General features: G+C 66.7%; 16 protein-coding genes and 1 pseudogene. 9 read left to right on the forward strand and 8 right to left on the reverse strand.

The annotated features are described in order from the left end of the window. Positions 1–77: 77 nt before the first annotated feature. Positions 78–1,052, forward strand: a complete 975-nt coding sequence (locus ACTOWJ_RS02630) for an aldo/keto reductase (protein WP_441333015.1) — start codon at positions 78–80, stop codon at positions 1,050–1,052. A 750-nt stretch (positions 1,053–1,802) separates the two neighbouring features. Here ACTOWJ_RS02630 and ACTOWJ_RS02635 read toward each other — a convergent pair. Further along, positions 1,803–2,453 (reverse strand): NAD(P)-dependent oxidoreductase, encoded by a 651-nt coding sequence (locus ACTOWJ_RS02635; protein WP_441333016.1) that lies wholly within the window; start codon positions 2,451–2,453, stop codon positions 1,803–1,805. Positions 2,454–2,535: 82 nt separating this feature from the next. Between ACTOWJ_RS02635 and ACTOWJ_RS02640 the strand changes: the two genes are divergently transcribed. Further along, positions 2,536–3,435: a LysR family transcriptional regulator gene (locus ACTOWJ_RS02640; RefSeq protein WP_441333017.1), complete on the forward strand. Its 900-nt coding sequence runs from the start codon at positions 2,536–2,538 to the stop codon at positions 3,433–3,435. Between the two features lie 261 nt (positions 3,436–3,696). On the opposite strand, the gene ACTOWJ_RS02645 is transcribed toward ACTOWJ_RS02640, so the two are convergent. Beyond that, positions 3,697–4,593 carry a cyclase family protein gene (locus tag ACTOWJ_RS02645; RefSeq protein WP_441333018.1) on the reverse strand — a complete coding sequence of 299 codons (897 nt, stop codon included), beginning with the start codon at positions 4,591–4,593 and terminating at the stop codon, positions 3,697–3,699. A 22-nt stretch (positions 4,594–4,615) separates the two neighbouring features. On the opposite strand from ACTOWJ_RS02645, the gene ACTOWJ_RS02650 reads away from it, so the two are divergent. Next, complete coding sequence (locus ACTOWJ_RS02650) at positions 4,616–4,741, forward strand: hypothetical protein (RefSeq protein WP_441333019.1); 126 nt, start codon at positions 4,616–4,618, stop codon at positions 4,739–4,741. Between the two features lie 67 nt (positions 4,742–4,808). Here ACTOWJ_RS02650 and ACTOWJ_RS02655 read toward each other — a convergent pair whose 3' ends face one another. Then, complete coding sequence (locus ACTOWJ_RS02655; RefSeq protein ID WP_441333020.1) at positions 4,809–5,738, reverse strand: DMT family transporter; 930 nt, start codon at positions 5,736–5,738, stop codon at positions 4,809–4,811. 316 nt (positions 5,739–6,054) lie between these two features. Between ACTOWJ_RS02655 and ACTOWJ_RS02660 the strand changes: the two genes are divergently transcribed. After that, on the forward strand, positions 6,055–6,939 hold the full coding sequence (locus ACTOWJ_RS02660; protein WP_441333021.1) for a LysR substrate-binding domain-containing protein: 885 nt from the start codon (positions 6,055–6,057) through the stop codon (positions 6,937–6,939). A 352-nt stretch (positions 6,940–7,291) separates the two neighbouring features. Here the strand turns inward: ACTOWJ_RS02660 and ACTOWJ_RS02665 are convergent, their stop codons facing one another. The 3 genes from ACTOWJ_RS02665 to ACTOWJ_RS02675 form a co-directional block, all read right to left on the reverse strand. After that, positions 7,292–7,717 (reverse strand): TfoX/Sxy family protein, encoded by a 426-nt coding sequence (locus tag ACTOWJ_RS02665; protein ID WP_441333022.1) that lies wholly within the window; start codon positions 7,715–7,717, stop codon positions 7,292–7,294. A 95-nt stretch (positions 7,718–7,812) separates the two neighbouring features. Continuing rightward, positions 7,813–10,233, reverse strand: coding sequence for a TonB-dependent receptor plug domain-containing protein (locus tag ACTOWJ_RS02670; RefSeq protein WP_441333023.1), 2,421 nt, complete (start codon positions 10,231–10,233; stop codon positions 7,813–7,815). Between the two features lie 450 nt (positions 10,234–10,683). After that, entirely contained in the window at positions 10,684–12,111 is a 1,428-nt protein-coding gene (locus tag ACTOWJ_RS02675) for a M1 family metallopeptidase (protein ID WP_441333024.1), read from the reverse strand. 127 nt (positions 12,112–12,238) lie between these two features. Here ACTOWJ_RS02675 and ACTOWJ_RS02680 point away from each other — a divergent pair, with 127 nt between their 5' ends. From ACTOWJ_RS02680 to ACTOWJ_RS02690, 3 genes are all read left to right on the forward strand, one after another. Then, positions 12,239–12,601 carry a hypothetical protein gene (locus tag ACTOWJ_RS02680; protein WP_441333025.1) on the forward strand — a complete coding sequence of 121 codons (363 nt, stop codon included), beginning with the start codon at positions 12,239–12,241 and terminating at the stop codon, positions 12,599–12,601. 38 nt (positions 12,602–12,639) lie between these two features. Further along, positions 12,640–13,836, forward strand: a complete 1,197-nt coding sequence (locus ACTOWJ_RS02685) for a glycoside hydrolase family 64 protein (protein ID WP_441333026.1) — start codon at positions 12,640–12,642, stop codon at positions 13,834–13,836. A 142-nt stretch (positions 13,837–13,978) separates the two neighbouring features. Continuing rightward, on the forward strand, positions 13,979–14,374 hold the full coding sequence (locus ACTOWJ_RS02690) for a DoxX family protein (protein ID WP_441333027.1): 396 nt from the start codon (positions 13,979–13,981) through the stop codon (positions 14,372–14,374). 24 nt (positions 14,375–14,398) lie between these two features. On the opposite strand, the pseudogene ACTOWJ_RS02695 reads toward ACTOWJ_RS02690, so the two are convergent. Then, a pseudogene (locus tag ACTOWJ_RS02695) lies at positions 14,399–14,458 on the reverse strand (DUF6053 domain-containing protein); the annotation flags it as partial. Between the two features lie 154 nt (positions 14,459–14,612). Then, a complete protein-coding gene (gene dbpA, locus ACTOWJ_RS02700; protein ID WP_441333028.1) occupies positions 14,613–16,013 on the reverse strand; it encodes an ATP-dependent RNA helicase DbpA in 1,401 nt (466 codons plus the stop codon). Positions 16,014–16,250: 237 nt separating this feature from the next. On the opposite strand from dbpA, the gene ACTOWJ_RS02705 reads away from it, so the two are divergent. Together ACTOWJ_RS02705 and ACTOWJ_RS02710 are read left to right on the forward strand one after the other, a co-directional pair. Continuing rightward, positions 16,251–16,382 carry a hypothetical protein gene (locus ACTOWJ_RS02705; RefSeq protein WP_441333029.1) on the forward strand — a complete coding sequence of 44 codons (132 nt, stop codon included), beginning with the start codon at positions 16,251–16,253 and terminating at the stop codon, positions 16,380–16,382. A gap of 113 nt (positions 16,383–16,495) precedes the next feature. Beyond that, on the forward strand, positions 16,496–16,990 hold the full coding sequence (locus ACTOWJ_RS02710; protein WP_441333030.1) for a GreA/GreB family elongation factor: 495 nt from the start codon (positions 16,496–16,498) through the stop codon (positions 16,988–16,990). The last annotated feature ends 240 nt before the right edge of the window (positions 16,991–17,230 follow it).

Here is a 17,230-nt window from a genome sequence, read left to right on the forward strand (position 1 = left end):
TTGAGCCCAGCGCAAAGATGAGCGAGGCTTTTCCGGCAAACTTCGTCAACCACCGCGATCCCGCAGCGAGCACGCTCATGGCCAGTCGTCGCGATTTCCTCAGTTCCGGCGCCGTCGTCGCCGCCGGTTTCGCCCTCGCGCCGCTGAGCGCCTGCAGCCGCGAACCCGCGTCCGCCGCCGCGCCTGGCGCATCCGACAGCGCCAGGGCAGACAAACCGTTCTCCGGCACCTTGCTCAAGCGCAAAATTCCAGCGACCGGCGAATCGATCCCGATCATAGGCCTGGGCACGTCCGGCAATTTCGAAATCGGCGACGACGCGGCCGCGCGCGAGCCCTTGCGCGAGGTGCTCAAGCGCTTCGTCGATGCCGGCGCGACCGTGGTCGACACCGCGCCCACTTACTCCAGCGCCGAAGACGTGCTCGGCGAACTGGTCGCCGCGGCCAAGCTGCGCGAGAAACTGTTTCTGGCGACCAAGCTGTCGGGGGTCGACGGCCGCGAAGAAGGTCTGTCGCAGTTCGAACGATCGCTCAGGCGCCTGCGCACCGAACGCATCGATCTGCTGCAGGTGCACAACCTGCGCGATACCCGCACCCAATTGGCGCTGGCGCGCGAACTCAAGCAACAAGGCAAGGTGCGGCTGGTCGGCCTGACGCATTACCGTGAGGAAGCCCAGGAACAACTGGCCCAGGACATGCGCGCGCTCAAGCCCGACTTCGTGCAGATCAACTACTCGGTGATCTCGCGCGGCGCGGAGCGCTCGATCTTTCCGCTCGCGCGCGAACTGGGCATCGCGGTGATGATCAACCGCGCGTTCGAAGACGGACGGCTGTTCGCGCAAGTCAAAGGCAAACCCCTGCCGGCCTGGGCCGCCGAAGTCGACGCCGATTCGTGGGCGCAGCTGTTCCTGAAATTCGTACTCAGCGAACCGGCGGTGACGGTGGTGATTCCGGCCACATCCAAGCCGAAGAACCAGACCGACAACCTGAAGGCCGGCGTCGGCGCGATGCTGGATGCGAAGCAACGCGAGGAATTGGTTGCGGCCGTGGGTTGAGCGGTTGTTGTTCGTAGTCGCCCGGAATCTCATCGGTGATGCCTCCCCGATTCCGACTGTAGGAGCGGCGCAAGCCGCGACAACCGAAGACACCGAATACCACGCAATCCACCGAAGCGATGATCTTCGCCGGCCATCCGCTTTCAGCACTCGAAGGTTCCGGGCTTCGGTTGCCGCGCTGAGGTACGTCGCTTCGGTTCGTCGCAGCTCGCGCAGCTCCTACAGCAGGAAACGCAACCCTCCGGTGACTTGGAGACGACGCTCTTCTGATTCCGACTGTAGGAGCGGCGCAAGCCGCGACAACCGAAGACACCGAATACCACGCAACCCACCGAGGCGATAATCTTCGCCGGCCATCCGCTTTCAGCACTCGAAGGTTCCGGGCTTCGGTTGCCGCGCTGAGGTACGTCGCTTTGGTTCGTCGCAGCTCGCGCAGCTCCTACAGCGGGAAACGCAGCCCTTCGTCGACCTGGAGGCGACGCTTTTCCGATTCCGACTGTAGGAGCGGCGCAAGCCGCGACAACCAAAGACACCGAATACCACGCAACCCACCGAAGCGATGATCTTCGCCGGCCATCCGCTTTCAACGCTCGGAGGTTCCGGGCTTGGTTGCCACGATGGCGTACGTCGCTTCGGTTCGTCGCAGCTCGCGCAGCTCCTACAGCGGGAAACGCAACCAACCGGCACCGGGAAGACGACTCGCTCCTGATTGCAATTGCGACCTCGGCTGCAGGGGCGGCGCAAGCGCCCTCAATACGCCGCGGTAAACCGCGCCCGCGAATGCGCCGGCTGTTCCACCTCGTCGATCAGCGCCACCGCGTAGTCCTGCACCGAGATCTTGCTCTCGCCGCTCTCGTCGACCAGCAATTGCTCGCCGCCGATACGGAAGCGACCGGTGCGCTGGCCCGGAATCAGATGCGCGGCGGGGGAGAAGAAGCTCCAATCCAGTTCCCGCTCCTCGCGCAAGCTGTCCAGCACGCTGCGCATGGCTTCGGCCCCGCCGCGGTACTCGTCGGGGAAACCGGGCTGATCCAGCAGTTGCTGGCCCGGCGCGACTTCCAGGCTGCCGGCGCCGCCGACCACCAACAGGCGCGGACCGGCGGCCTGCTTGAGGCCTGCGACGATCTGCGCGTAGCCGGCCACGGTCTCGGCTTGAAGATTCGGGTTCTTCCACCCGCCGGCATTGAACGACGCGATCACCGCCTGGCTGCCGCGTACCAGATCGGCGACCTGCGTCGGATCGCGGCCGTCCAGGACCGCGGCCTTGGGAGTCAGGCCGGCATGCTCGGGCAATGCGGCGGGGTTGCGGGCCACGGCGGTCACGCGATGGCCGCGGTTGAGGGCTTCTTCGAGTACGGCGCGGCCGACGTAGCCGGTGGCGCCGATCAGAACGATGTTCATGGGGCAGTTCCAGTGAGTGAGGACGAGATATATTCTGCTCACTTACAGGCCGGGCGATAATCCGCCAAATTAGGCTATGACCATGAAGCTGGACTTCACGATAGATCGCCTCAAGCGCATGGCGGTGTTCGCCCGCGTGGTCGAACTGGGCTCGATGAGCGCCGCCGCCCGCGAACTGGACATGACCCCCTCCGCGGTCAGCCAGCAACTGCGCCAGTTGGAGGCCGAAACCGGCGTGGTGCTGCTGCACCGCTCCACCCGCAAGCTCGCCACCACCCAGATCGGCCAGGACTATTACGAGGACTGCGCGGCGATGCTGCATGCCGCGCGCAACGCCGACGGCCGTCTGGGCGAGCTGCGCGAGGAGCCGCGCGGCGAGTTGCGCATCGCCGTGCCGGTAGGTTTCGCGCCTCATCTGGCGGGAGCGCTGGCGCCGCTGTTGCGCGCATATCCGGAACTGTCGCTGCGTGTGTTCGCCGAGGACCGCCAGATCGATCTGATCGCCGAACGCATCGATCTGGCGATCCGGGTCGGCCGGCTGCTCGATTCCAATCTGATCGCACGGCGCATGGCCGAGTGGCCGTATCGGCTGCTGGCCTCGCCCGAATACGCGCGCGAGCACGGCCTGCCGCGCACGCCGGAGGAACTGGCGCAGCATCCGATGCTGATTCTCAGCGTGATCAATCAGCCCGAGTACGTGGATCTGTATCGCGACGGCGAGCCCGCGCGGCGGGTGCGGGTCAGCGGCCGCATCGTCAGCAACAACTCGCGCACGCTTCGGCAAATGATGCTGCAGGGCCTGGGCATCGTGCGTCTGCCAGACCCCGACGCGGCGCCGCTGCTGGCCGACGGCCGCGCGGTGACGGTGTTGCCGGACTGGACGATGCCGCCGCTGGGCGTGTTCGCGGTGACCGCGCAGCGCGATGCGCAACCGGCCAAGGTGCGCATGGCGATCGCGGCGTTGCAGGCGTATTTGCAGTGATTAAGCCCCTCTCCCGTGCAACGGGAGAGGGGTTGGGGTAAGGGCAACGCGATCGCACGTCGTCGATAGACAGAACGATCCTGTTGGGATCGATGCCGAAGCGTCGGGGCTGAACCTCCCACAAAAGACTTCGTCGCAGCGAGGTCTCCGCTTTGAGGACGAATCGCGAAGTTGCGAGGTCTTTTGTGGGAGGGGCTTCAGCCCCGACGCTCTTCGACCAACCCCGACACACCCTCCAACTCAAAACGCCGCCCCCAACCCTCACCCGACGATCGTGGCCAACGCCCGCACCGGGAAAGTCCCCATGCCCTTGACCTTCGGCGGCACCGCGCTGAAACGAAAACCCTCGTCGGGCAGCGCGGCCAGATTGCGCAGATGCTCGACGATCAGAATGCCCGCGCCGAGCAAGGTCGAATGCACCGGGCGGCTCTTGCCGCGGGTGTCGTCGATGTTCACCGAATCGATGCCGACCAGCTTCACTGCGCAATCGCGCAACCACTGCGCCGCCGATTCGGTCAGGAACGGGTGATCCACGCCGTAAGCGGGCGTGGCGAAATGCGCGTCCCAGCCGGTATGCACCAGCACCGCGCGGCCGCGCACTTCCAGATCGCGGAAGTGGCCGTCGTCGATCGCGCGCACGTCCGGCGCGACCCGCACCACGATGGCGTCGAGATCGGCGCAATCCTCCGGCCCGATCTGCGACAGATCCTTGCCGTCGGCATAGCGGTGCGAAGGGCAATCGATGTAGGTGCCGGTGTTGGCGACCATGTCGATGCGTCCGATCTGGAATTGCGTGCCTTCGGCATAGATCTCGCGCGAAGCCTCGCGACTGAGGTAATCGCAGATATGCGCCGGCGGCATGCCGGGATAGGTCACCAACCCGTCTTCGATGGTGTGGCTCAGATCGACATAGCGCACCCGCCCGCTTTCGAGTTCGCCGACCTTGCGCTTGTGCGCCTCGACGATGATGCGCTTGTTGAGGATGCGCGCCGGGCCGACCATCAGCAGGCGCAGATCTCGCACGATGTAGTCGATCAACTCGGCATCGGCGATGTCTTCGCCGTCGATATCCAGGCGGAAACCCTGGCCTTGCAGGCCGCCGCCGTTGCTGAACTCGATTTCGAAATCGAACTGGACTCGGTGTTGGGTCGTGGACAAGGGAAATCTCCGCGGAGTGCTGATGAAATACGGGATGTATGAGTTCGCGGACATGCGGGCGCGGCAACTGCGCCTGGCCTCGCGGGCTGCTCTGCTCGTCATCCCCGCGAAGGCAGGGATACAAGGCTGCACCGATGCATGGCTCTGAAATCTGTGGCTCCCCGCCTTCGCGGGGATGACGGCTGGGAGAAGATTCAGGAGGCCGGACGTCGCGCCTACTTCGCCGCCTTCTGACTCAACGCGACGCTGCCCAGGATCATCGCCGCGGCGATCAACATGCTCAGCGTCAACGGCTCGCCCAGCAGCATCCAGCCCCACGCCACGCCGAACAGCGGCACCAGATAGGTCACCGCAACCGCGCGGCCGGCGCCGATGCGCTGGATCAACCGGTAATACATGACGAAGGCGATGCCGGTGCAGACCACGCCGAGCATCGACGCGGAGAACCACGACTTGGCCTGGATCGCATGGTCGGGCCATTGCGCGATCGCGAACGGCGCGATCAACAGCGCCGACGTGCCCAAGGTCGCCGCGGCCACCGCGGCGGCCGGCAGGCCGGTGAGCTGGCTCCGCACCAGGTTGGCGCCGATGCCGTACAAGAACGCGGCCGCACAACCGGCCGCCACCGCCCAACCGATGCTCGCGCCCGCGGTCTTGCCGCTGGCCAGCACGACCACGCCGGCGAAACCGGCCAGCAAGGCGATCGCGCGCCGGGTGCCGATCTTTTCGCCGAAGAACAAGAACCCGACCAGCGCAGTGAACAGCACCGCCATCGAGTTGGTGATCGCGCCGATGCCGGCCGGCGCGCGCCGCGCGGCCCAGGCGAACAGGATGAAGGGAATCGCCGAATTGATCAGGCCGATCAGCGCCAACTTGGCCCAGATCGCGCCCTTGAACGATTCGCGCGCTTTCCACAGGAACGGCAGCAGGATCAGCGCGCCCAGGCCCAGGCGCATCTCGACCAGCGGCACCGCGCCGAAATCTTTCGCCGCCACGCGCATGAACAAGAACGAGGAACCCCAGATCGCGCCGAGGATGGTCAGCTCCAGCGGCGTGCGCCAGGACTGGACCGTCGTCGCGTCCGTGGACGGCGTGGTCTTGGATTGCGGCTCGGCAGGCAAGCGAAGCGTTTCCGACGTACTCATTGTGACCTCGCGAAGCGACGGTGGCGGAACCGGAGCGTGGGGGCGCCGGCTTGCGAATCTGGGTGCAGCATGCCGCGAGCGCGGCGACGGGACTATCCGGATCGAGTGTCGTTTCACCAGCCTGCGACGGCCATCGCGGCGCCGCCGCACGCACCGCGTGCAACCGCTTCGCCCCGCCCTGGCCAGGCCCGCGAACGGCGCCTGCGTCGACCTTGGCGACAATCTGGCTTTTCCCTGACCGCTATTCTGACTGGCCGCCAAACCCAGACAAGCGCATACTTTCGAACCTAGCCACAAATTTTACTCAAGGCTCGATATGGCCCTCAGAGCTGACTGGTTGCCGGCCCTGGCGGCGTTCGAAGCCGCCGCGCGGCATCAGAATTTCGCCCATGCCGCCGAAGAGCTGCACCTGACCGCGAGCGCGATCAGCCACCACGTGCGCAAGCTCGAAAGCCGTCTCGGCCTGAGCCTGTTCCAGCGCCATGCACGCGGGGTGGCGCTGACCGATCAGGGCCGCCAACTCGCCGATGCCGCCGGCACCGCGCTGGCCGATATGGACGGAGTGCTGCGCAGCCTGCGTCTGGCCCGCGAAGAGCGCGACCGGGTCCGCATCACCACCCTGCATTCGCTGGCCTACACCTGGCTGCTGCCGCGCCTGGGCCAGTTCACTCGCGCTCATCCGCAGATCCAGTTGCGCGTCGACACCGAGATCGCCCTGACCCGCTTCGACGACAGCGGCCCCGATATCGGCATCCGCCACGGCGCCGGCCACTGGCCGGGGCTGACCGCGCACCATCTGATGGACGATGCGTTGTTTCCGGTCGCCTCGCCGCACCTGCCCGGCCTGGACGCGCTGAAGACGCCGGCGCAGATCGCCGAGATGCCCTTGATCGCCGATCAGGCCAGGCAAGGCTGGCACGACTGGTTCCGCGCCGCCGACGTGCACGGACGCAAGCTCGAGGAGCGTTACATCTTCAGCAACACCACCGACGCGATGATGGCCGCCGTGCAAGGCATCGGCGTGGCGTTGGCGCGCGAGCAGATCGTGGTGCCCTATCTCGACTCGGGCCAGTTGGTCCGCCTGCCCGGGCCGTCGATGCCGGCGCGTTGGGGGTATTACGCCATCTATCCCGCGCACCGCCGGCTGCGTCCGGCGGCGCAGGCGTTTCTGGATTGGTTGTTGGCGTTGGAGAAGCGGTGAGTCGGCGCGCGGGCTTGGCGCACTGCTTGACGCCTGCGTCGTTGGCGCGGGTTCGCGGTCGGGGCTGAAGCTCCCTCCCACGGAGACCTCGCAGCATCCGGGGCTTTGATGGAGCGCTCTCGGCATGCGAGAGCCTCTAGCTGGAAAGACTAAACGGCCTTAGCTGGAAAGACTCAAAGTCTCTTGTTGAAAAGGCTCAAACAGGGGCGAGTTTTTATGGGAGGGGTCGCTGAAACCGGGATCTTTTTCCGCAAACGCTCTCGCAGCACCGAGGTCTCCGTGGGAGGGGCTTAAGCCCCGACACGCCGCACCACCGGCCCGCGCGGCCTCGCCGCGGCGACGCAGACCGCCGTCACCGACGATCGGGTCTTCGCTTGGACTTCGCTGTCGCGGACTTAACGGCTCCGACTTTCGCAGACCCGGTTTTCGCAGATCCGGCTTTCGCCGGCGCGGCATTCGCCTTGCGCAGCGCCGCCTCGAACGCCAGCGCCAACCAAGGTCGCATCTCCTGCGGCGAATCCATCGCCGACTCCGGCACCGACCAGTAACTCAACTCGATCGGCTTGCGCTGCCGCGTGTACACGAACGCCGCGCTGCCCGCGGCGGCGAACCGCGCGCGGGTCAGGTCGTCGGTCTTGAGGTACAAGACCTCGTCCTCGATCAGGCCGATCATCAGGCCGTCGTGATACACCCCGCTCCCGCCGAACATCCGCCGCGCACTGAGCGCGCCGAAGTCCGACGCCAGATCGCGCAGATGGGCCATGAAGTCTTCGCTCATGACGCCATCTTAGCCTCGCGCGCGTCGCAAACGCGGAGGGCCGCCCGATCCGGACGGCCCTCGCCACGACTGGATATTGCGCTCGATGCGCCCGATCAGAACTTATGCCACAAGCGCACGAAGTACGCCGCGCCGTTCAAGCCGAACTGCACGCTGTCGAAGATGTGGCCGTTGTCGGTTTCCAGATCGTCCTGACGGGTCGGGGTGACATCGAAGAGGTTGGTGCCGCCGACGGTGAGCTTGGTGTTTTCGCTGAAGGCGTAGGTCACGCTCAGATCGGCCGAGGTCTTGGCCTTGTAATGCGCGTTGGGCACGCCGTTGGCGGTGCCGGAGTAGGTGCCCAGGGTCTGCGGACCGAAGTAGATCACCTTCAGATTGCCTTCCCAGGCGCCGCGGCTCAAATCGAAGCCGAGCACGGCCTTGGACTTGGGAGCGCCCTGTTCGATGAACAAGCGCTCCTTCTCCGACAACAGCACATCTTCGCGGCCGGCCATCGCCAGCGGCGCGTGGATCGCCCGGACCTTGGTGCGGTTGAGGTTGAGGGCGAAGAAGGTGCCGAGCTTGAAGTCGTTGCCCAGCTCGCGTTCGTTGTTGAAGGTGAAGTCCACGCCTTCGGTGCGGGTATCGACCGAGTTGACGAAGAACTGCGCCTGACCCACCGCGAGCGCCTGCAATGCCGGGCCGATCACCGGATCGGTGTCGTCGAAACGGCCGCTGAGGACGATGCGGTCGTCGATGTCGATGCGGTACGCGTCCAAGGTCAGCGACGTGTCGGCGGTCGGCGACCAGGTCAGGCCGAGGGTGAAGTTGCGCGATTCTTCCTTGGTCAGCGCCGGCAGGCCGGCGGCCAGCGCCAGGTTGCCGCCGTCGGGCGCGATCACCACGTCGGTCGGAATGCCGTTGACGAAGTCGGTGATGGTCGATGAGAAATACTTCTGCTGCAGCGATGGCGCACGGAAGCCGGTGCTGGCCGAAGCGCGCAGCAGCAGCGTGTCGGTGGCGCGGAAGCCGGCGGCGAGCTTGCCGGTGGTCGTGGTGCCGAAGTCGCTGTAGTCCTCGTAACGCACGGCCACGCCGGCGGTAAAGCGGTCGGTGAAGTCGGCTTCGACGTCGGCGTAGGCGGCCCAGTTGTCGCGGCTGTGGCTGCCGGCGTCGCTGGGACGGAATCCCGGGAAGCCCTGGCTGCCGGCATTGCCGGTGCCTTCGGCCAGGCCGTCGTAATCCAGGTAGGAACCCGGCTCGCCGGCGAAGATCTTGTACTTCTCGTCGCGGCGTTCCAGACCGAAGGCCACGTTGAGGCCGTTGAACACCTGATCGTAGAAACGGTTGACGTCGAAGTTGACCGTGTTTTGTTCGAACGAGAAACCGCCTGCGTCGAAGCGGGTCGGGCTGATGCCGCGGCCGCCGTTCAACAGGTCCAGGTTGGCGATCGATGCGTTGAGCGTGTTGTTGATCTCATAGCGCATCTTGCTGTAGCCGTGGGTGTAGGACAGATCGGCGTTCCAATCGCCCATCGCCCAGCGCAGGCCGAGGATGCCGAAGCGGTCGTCGATCTCGGCATCGATGAACGGCACGAAGCCGTTGGGATACATCGCCGCGGAATTGCGCGAGGGGATGTCGCCGGAGCCCACACCGTCGCGGCCGAACGCGGCCGAGGACGCATCGCGCTTCTGCACGCCCAGGGTGAAATACAGGTCCAGGTTTTCGCCCAGCGGCTTGTCGCCGTTGACGAACAGGGTTTTGTTGCGGACCTTGGAGTCGCCGATGATGCGCGGATTGTTGGCCGGTTCGGAACGGTCGGAACGGCCGCGGTCCTGCCACTCGCCGGTGATGCCGATGCTGCCGTCGCTGCCCAGGCCGAAGCCGCAGTACGCGGTGCCCAGCCAGTTCTCGCCGTCGCCCTTGGAGTACTGGCCGTAGCCGGCGACCGCTTCGCAGCCCTTGCGCTTCTTCAGCGAAATATTCATCACGCCGGCGATGGCGTCGGAACCGTACTGCGCGGCGGCGCCGTCGCGCAGGATCTCGACGCTGTCGATCGCCATCAGCGGGATGGTGTTGAGGTCGGTGCCGGTATTGCCGCGGTTGCGCGCGCCGAACAGGTTGAGCAGCGCGGTGGTGTGGTGGCGCTTGCCGTTGACCAGCACCAGGGTCTGGTCCGAACCCAGGCCGCGCAGCGCGGCCGAGTCGATCAGATCGGCGCCGTCGGCGCCGCTCTGGCGGGTCGAATTGAACGAGGGCGCGGTGTATTGCAGCGACTGGGCGAGATCGAACTGACCGCCTTCCTCGGCCGCCTTGGCCATCGGCAGCACGTCGACCGGCGAGATCGAGGTGGTGTCGGAGGAGCGCTGACTGCGCCGCGAGCCCAGCACCGAGACCGTCTCCAGCGTCCGCGCCTCGCTCGCCGGCGCGGCTGCCGCGTCCTGCTGAGCGTCCTGAGCCAGCGCGCTGCCGGCGAACAGGCTGCCGCCGAGCCAGAGCGCGCAATGGACCGCGCGGAACACACCAGTTCGAAGCACACCAGTTCGAAGCACACCAGTTCGAAGCACACCAGTTCGAAGCACACCAGTTCGAAGCACGCCGGTTCGAAGCGGGTCGGCGCAATGCGGGCGGGCATGGCGGGGGGCGAGGCGGGGCTGGGTCATAGTGGCTGGTCCTTGCGAGTCTGACGGGGCGATCGCCTAGCCTAAAGCCAAGACAGCCGTTCGTGCACAGTGGGCCAACCGGAAATGTGAAAGGAAGCGTGAGGTCCGCCGCGCTTGGGCGGATGGCCACCGCGGCGGGTGCGGGCGCGTTGCCGCCGATTCGGCCGAGGCGGCGGAGCGTCCGGAGCGGGAGCAAATCCCCCTGCCCCCTTTTTCAAAGGAGGAGGCGCTGGGAGGCGAAGGGAGTCATCGCCATCGGCGCCAGGAGGGCCTTACCGAGGCGGAGCTCGCGCTGCGCCTGATCGATTGCGGCTTGAGGCCGGTTTATCGAGCAGACGCCTCGACTTTCGCCGGCGCCGCTTCGGCCGGCTTGGCCGGCGCGGGCTCGGCCGATTCCACCCAGTGCGCGAAGAACGCCGACAGATCGCGGCCGCTGGACCGCTCCATCGCCTTGCGGAAATCCGCGGTCACCACCGAGTGGCCGTAGTAGGCGCGGGTGTAGGCGCGGATGCCGCGCCAGAACGCGCGCTCGCCCAGTTCCTCGCGCAGCAGATGCAGCACGTAGGCGCCCTTCTGATAGACCACGGCGCGATCGTCCGCGCTGGGCTTGTTCCACACCGCATACACCAGCGCGTGGTCCTTGCCGGTCTCGCGCAGTTTGTCGAGCCGGCGCTTCCACGCCTCCACCCGCTCGCGATACGCCGCATCGCCGAAACGATGCTGCATGTAGGCGGCGGCCATGAAATTGGCGAAACCTTCGTTGAGCCAGAAATGGCCCCAGTCGCGGCAGGTGACCATATTGCCCCACCACTGGTGGGCCAGTTCGTGGGCGATCAGCGATTCGCTCTCGGGTTTATCCAACACCTCGCGGCCATAGGCTTCCGACAACAGCGAAAAGCCGTCGAGCTCCTGGCCGACGGTCTTGGCCACCAGCGCCTGGATGTAATCGCCGCGGTAACGGATGCCGGCGCGGCGGCCGAAGAAACGCATCATGTCGGCGCTGTCGGCGAACACGCGGCGCAGTTGCGCGCTGTTCAAATCGGCCGAGAGAAAGCGCAGTGCGCCGTTCTCGCCGGTGCCGCCGGCCTCGTTGTAGCGGCCTGCGGCGAAGCCGTAGACGTAGCTGGGCATGGCTACGTCCTGGCGCCAGCGGAACGAATCGCGGCGCCCGCCGAGCGCAGACTTGGACACCAGACGGCCGTTGCCGATCGCTTTCGAACCGCTGGGCACGGTCACCGTCAGATCCAGCGTCGCCCGCTCCGACGGCGCGTCGATGCATACCAGCCACTGGCTGGTGGAGAAGATCGTATAGACCTCGCCGCGCTCGGGATGGAATTCCAGGCCGTAGCGCGGCGCGCCGTGATACGCGATATCGATCTCGCGGCGCTCGCCGAACGCGCCGGGCTTGGGCAGGCGGATGCGCAATCGCTGTTCGGTCTTTTCGAAGCTCAGCACCTGGCCGTTCTCGCTGACCCGGTCGATCTCCAGATCGCCGGCGTCGAATTCCAGCTGTTGCGCGTTCTCGCCGCGCAACGCCAGACGGATCGACACCTGGCCGCGCACGGTCTTGGCGGCGATGTCCGGTTCGATCCGCGCGCTGTAATGCAATACGTCGAGATTGGCGCCGGCGCGCGGCGCGGCGTTCTGCGCCGACGCCGCCCATGGCGCCGCGAACAGCAGCAGGGCCAGCGACGTAGCGATGCGCCGGTAACGCGAAAACGGTCGTGCGGTGTGTCTGGCTGCATGTCGCATCGGTGATTCGTCCTGCCCCTCGCGCCGCGTGGCGCGTTCCTGTGTGCGATCGATCCGCGGCCGGCTGCGCCGGCGCTGGATCGTGGTAAGGTCCGCGCGGATTTCGGGTGCGCGGACCGACGCGAGGATGATCGCCGATGTCGGCGCGACACCGGAACCCACATCCGTCATGCGCGTTGGGCCGGGTTATGGAAACGCGCGCGAACCGGCAGATGCGGTAAAGGTCTTGGCCTCGGCGCAGGCTCGTTCAGACTTCGAATTCAGCGTGTCGGCGACGATTTCGCGCCGCACCGCAGCATCGAGCACACTGTCCGATCTGCGCTCGCGATCACTGACAGCGCTGTCAGTCATAGGACAAGGTGCGGACCGTGAGCGCAGGCGCGCGGGCGATCGTGTCGCGGGCGGTCACGCCCACCCACGCAAGCTCGCCGCCTTCTGCAAGGCCCTGTCGCGGCATGCTGCCGCCAGGCCCATCGGGTCTGAGCCCTGACGGAAAGCCATCGCTTGCCCAGCTCAGGAGTCTCAACGATGGTCACTCGCCGTAGTTTCCTTGGCGCCGGCGCGGCCGCGCTCGCCGCCGGCATCGCCGGTCCGCTGGTATCGCGCAACGCGTCGGCCGCCACCCCGGCGCGGTTCAATCTGGCCCTGGTCAACGCCTCGGGGCAGAACACCGCCTATGCCTATGTAGTCGGCCTGTTCAACGACCGGCCCTTGTTCGTGCGCGCCGACGGCAGCAGCTATTACCCGCCTTCGCCGTCCGCGCCGGTCACGCCGCTGGGCGCGGACTGCGCGATTCCGCTCGGCCCACAGGGCTCGACCACCCGCGTTTCGGTGCCGCGCATGTACGGCGCGCGCATCTACGTGGTCACCGGCAGCAAGCTTAATTTCTACGTCAATCCCGGGCCGGCCATCGTCCATCCCAGCTTCCTCAACACCAGCGACACCAATTTCCAGAAAAACTGGACCTTCGCCGAATTCACCTTCAACGAGTACGAGCTGTTCTCCAACATCAGCTACGTCGATTTCGTCGCCGCGCCCCTGGGACTGTCGCTGCGCTCGTTGTCGGGCCGGGTCGAAACCATTCCCGGGCTGCCGGCCGGGTCGCTCGATCCCATCGCCTATGCCTTGCAACAACAAGCCGCGCAGGAAGGCTCGGCCTGGGATTCGCTGGTCCAACGCGGCAGCGACGGGCGCAATCTGCGCGCGATGAGCGCGCACTACCAGGCCAGCCGCTTCCAGAACTACCTGACCGGCTACGTCGACTCGGTCTGGAACAAGTACGCGTCGAGCACCTTGACCGTCGACACGCAGTCGCACTTCGGCGTCCTCACCGCGCGGGTCAGCGGCGGCCTGTTGCGGTTCAACAACGGCGAAACCTTCGCCAAGCCCAGCACCGCCGATGTGCTGAGCTGCGACAGCGGCCCTTTCAGCCTGGCCGGCGCCAGCGACGTGCGCAAGGCGATCATTCCGCGTCTGGCCGCGGCCTTGAACCGCACCACCTTGCTCGACAACGCCAACCAGCCCAACGGCGAAGTCGCCAGCCGCTTCTATCGCAACCCGCGCACCAACCACTATGCGCGGCTGGTGCACGAACGGCTGCCGGACAATCGCGGCTACGCCTTCCCCTACGACGACGTCTCGCCGACCGGCGGCCAGGACTTCAGCGGCGCGGCGCGTTCGGGCGATCCGGACACCTTGACGGTGACGCTGCGCGCGCTGCGTTGAAGCGCCCGGCGACGCGGCGGGCGCCCAGCGCGTCCGCCGCGTCGAACGCCGGGCCGGGCATGCGTGGTCGCGGCGGCTTCACGAAGTCTGGGCGGGGCCGGGTTCTATGCTGCGCGCTTCGCCCCTCATCGCAGGACCCGCCATGACCGCCGACAAGTACCAGGACCTGGGCAAGCTGCTGCTGCGCCTGACACTGGGCGCGCTGATTCTGCTGCACGGCGTGTCCAAGCTGCGCGGCGGCACCGACGGCATCGTCGGCCTGGTGCAATCGCACGGCCTGCCGGGTTTTCTGGGCTACGGCGTGCTGATCGGCGAGGTACTGGCGCCGTTGTTGTTGATCCTGGGCTGGCATGCGCGGATCGGCGCGGTGCTGATCGCCGGCAACATGCTGGTGGCGATCGGGCTGGTGCATCTGGGCCAGCTCGGCCAACTCAACGAGCAAGGCGGCTGGGCGATCGAACTGCAGGCGCTGTTCCTGGGCACCGCCGTTGCGATCGCGTTGATCGGTCCTGGGCGGTACAGCCTCAATGGCAAGTGATCGTTGACGGCGATGGGCCGCGAGGTTTTTTGTGGGAGGGGCTTCAGCCCCGACGCTCTTGGCCCGGATCGCGGCGAACTTCATCTGATCTGATCGAAGGCGTCGGGGCTGAAGCCCCTCCCACGGAGACCCCGCGACCGATCGCCGTTGGCTAGTATCGAAAGGCGCCGGGGCTGAAGCCCTCCCACAAAAACCTCGCGACCCATCGCAGTAGCCCAGTCACGCCAGCCGCGTCGACTCAGATCCGGTTGACCCGGAACTTGCGCCCCTTGATCTTGCCCTCGCGCAAGCGCGCCAACGCGGCGGCGGCCTGGCCGCGCGCGACGGCGACATAGGAACGGGTGGCGTAGACGTTGATCTTGCCGACTGCATCGGCCTTGAGCCCCGCATCGCCGGTCAGCGCGCCGAGAATGTCGCCGGGCCGCAGTTTGTCGGTCTTGCCCGCGTCGATTCGCAGCGTGGTCATCGGCGCGGCGGGCGCGTTCTTGGCTTTGCCGCTGAGCGGTTCGGCGCGACGCCACTGCAGCGGCGCGCCCTGCATCTGTTCGATCTGCTGGGCGCGTCCGGTCTCGCGCGGGCCGCACAGGCTCAGCGCGACGCCGCCGCGGCCGGCGCGACCGGTGCGGCCGATGCGATGCACGTAGACGTCCGGATCGGTCGGCAAGTCGTAGTTCACCACCGCGCCGAGCTCTTCCACGTCCAGCCCGCGCGCCGCCACGTCGCTGGCGACCAGCACGTTGCAGCTGCGATTGGAGAATCGCACCAGCACTTCGTCGCGGTCGCGCTGCTCCATTTCGCCGTGCAGCGCCAGCGCGGTGAAACCGTAGTGACTGAGCGAGCCGACCACTTCCTCGGTGTCCTTGCGCATGTTGCAGAACACCACGCAGGAGTCGGGCCGGTATTCCAGCAGCAGCGCGCCGAGCAGCGGGGTTTTCTTGGCCGGTTCGACTTCGTAGAAATACTGTTCGATCTGCGGCGCGGTGGCCTGGCCTTCGATCGTGACCTCGGCCGGATCGCGCATCGCGGCGCGCGCGAGTTCGCGGATGGCGTCGGGGAAGGTCGCCGAAAACAACAGGCTCTGCCGGGTCTTCGGCGTTTTGGCGACGATTTCGCGCATGGGTTCCTCGAAGCCCATGTCGAGCATGCGGTCGGCCTCGTCGAACACCAGCGTGCGCACGCCGTCGAGCTTGAGCGCTTTCTTGCGCAGCAGCTCCTGCAAGCGGCCCGGGGTGCCGACCACGACATGCGGCGCGTGTTCCAGCGAAGCCAGCTGCGGGCCCAAGGCCATGCCGCCGCACAGCACCGAGACCTTCAGATTCGGAATCGCGAAGGCCAGTTTGCGCAGTTGATTGCCGACCTGATCGGCCAGCTCGCGGGTCGGGCACAGCACCAGGGCCTGGGTGCGGATCGCGGCCGGATCCAGCCGCTGCAGCAGGCCCAGGCCGAAGGCGGCGGTCTTGCCACTGCCGGTCGGTGCCTGGGCGATCAGATCGCGGCCGTCCAGGATCGCCGGCAGCGCGCGCGCCTGCACCGGGGTCATGGCGGTGTAGCCGAGCGCGGCCACGCCCTGCAGCAAGGCCGGGCTCAGGGCCAGCGTGTCGAAGCCTGCGGCGTCGACGGAAGAGAGGGGCGAATTCATGCGCCATGATCGCAGCTTCGGACCGAGCTTTGTCTCCACCGGCCCGACCGCGGCCCGGATTCGCTGGAAAACCCCGAATCCCGTGCAGAAGCCGCGCCCCTGCCGCGTCGCCCGGACCGGCCACGCAGCGCCGCTCAAAGAGGGCGAATCCGCTCTTGAAGCCCGCGCCCCGCGCCATCGCTGTCGCGATCGTCCTATGCTGTGCCCGCTCGCCGCACAGCGCGTCGAGCCGCCACCGTGATCGATTTCGACGACGCCCTGATCAAGGGCAATGCGCACGCGCTCGGAACGCTTTCACCAGACCTTCGTCGTCGCCAGCGTGCCGTACCGTTGTCGTGGATCTACCGGCTGTACGATTTCGTCGAATGAACGCATGGCGACGGTTTGCGGCCAAGTTGCGCAAATACCGCCGCCGAATCGCTCACCCGCCGGCAACGTTTGCTGTCATAAAGTGACCTGATGCCCAATTCGAACGTCCCGTCATGAGCCGCGCCTTCGTCAAGGAGGGCGACGGCGAGCCGCATCCCGGCGATCTGCCGGAGTTGCCGATCAGCGAGCATCCCAACTACGTGACGCCGCGTGGCATGGCGTTGTTGCGCTCGCGTCTGGACGATGCCGCGCGCCGCATCGCCGCGCTGGAAAACGACACCGACGGCGCCAGGCTCGAACGCGCCCACATCGAACGCGAGGTGCGCTGGCTGCAGGCGCGCATCCTCGGCGCGATCACCATCGCGCCCGAGCGCCAGCCCCCCGATCGGGTCGCCTTCGGCGCGCGAGTGGAGCTGATCGACGATCAAGGGCTGGAATACCGCTACCGCATCGTCGGCGAGGACGAGGCCGATCCCGAGCACGGCCTGATCAGTTGGGTCTCGCCGCTGGCGCGCGCCCTGCACGGCGCGCGCGTGGGCGAGAGCGTGACCTGGAAACGGCCGATCGGCGATGTGCAGGTGGAAGTGTTGGCGATCGAGTACGGCTGAGCGACCGGCCGCGGCTTCGTCCGTGGCGCAGGCGCTCGCACCGAACCGCGCCCTGCGCCGAAGCATCGACTCGACTCCAAGCCTCACCCCGACGCTACGCGAACCCGCGCCGGCGACCGCTCGTCGGCAAGCGCTTGACGTTGCGCGGGCTCGCGCCGAATCATTTAGCAAATTAGTTAAATGCTGAATACATACAGGCCTCGGCGGCGACGCGCCGGACACCTGTCCGGCGATCGCGGT

It is taken from the genome of Lysobacter sp. CA199, assembly GCF_052078715.1.
Taxonomy (GTDB): Bacteria; Pseudomonadota; Gammaproteobacteria; order Xanthomonadales; family Xanthomonadaceae; genus Lysobacter.

Bases quoted from the DNA above. Each gene is read 5' to 3' on its own strand.
- ACTOWJ_RS02710 (WP_441333030.1), top strand. From the start codon at position 16,496: ATGAGCCGCGCCTTCGTCAAGGAGGGCGACGGCGAGCCGCATCCCGGC.
- ACTOWJ_RS02635 (WP_441333016.1), bottom strand. From the start codon at position 2,453: ATGAACATCGTTCTGATCGGCGCCACCGGCTACGTCGGCCGCGCCGTA.
- ACTOWJ_RS02690 (WP_441333027.1), top strand. From the start codon at position 13,979: ATGACCGCCGACAAGTACCAGGACCTGGGCAAGCTGCTGCTGCGCCTG.
- ACTOWJ_RS02655 (WP_441333020.1), bottom strand. From the start codon at position 5,738: ATGAGTACGTCGGAAACGCTTCGCTTGCCTGCCGAGCCGCAATCCAAG.
- ACTOWJ_RS02675 (WP_441333024.1), bottom strand. From the start codon at position 12,111: ATGCGACATGCAGCCAGACACACCGCACGACCGTTTTCGCGTTACCGG.
- ACTOWJ_RS02660 (WP_441333021.1), top strand. From the start codon at position 6,055: ATGGCCCTCAGAGCTGACTGGTTGCCGGCCCTGGCGGCGTTCGAAGCC.
- ACTOWJ_RS02665 (WP_441333022.1), bottom strand. From the start codon at position 7,717: ATGAGCGAAGACTTCATGGCCCATCTGCGCGATCTGGCGTCGGACTTC.
- ACTOWJ_RS02680 (WP_441333025.1), top strand. From the start codon at position 12,239: ATGATCGCCGATGTCGGCGCGACACCGGAACCCACATCCGTCATGCGC.
- ACTOWJ_RS02685 (WP_441333026.1), top strand. From the start codon at position 12,640: ATGGTCACTCGCCGTAGTTTCCTTGGCGCCGGCGCGGCCGCGCTCGCC.
- ACTOWJ_RS02630 (WP_441333015.1), top strand. From the start codon at position 78: ATGGCCAGTCGTCGCGATTTCCTCAGTTCCGGCGCCGTCGTCGCCGCC.
- ACTOWJ_RS02640 (WP_441333017.1), top strand. From the start codon at position 2,536: ATGAAGCTGGACTTCACGATAGATCGCCTCAAGCGCATGGCGGTGTTC.
- dbpA (WP_441333028.1), bottom strand. From the start codon at position 16,013: ATGAATTCGCCCCTCTCTTCCGTCGACGCCGCAGGCTTCGACACGCTG.
- ACTOWJ_RS02650 (WP_441333019.1), top strand. From the start codon at position 4,616: ATGAAATACGGGATGTATGAGTTCGCGGACATGCGGGCGCGGCAACTG.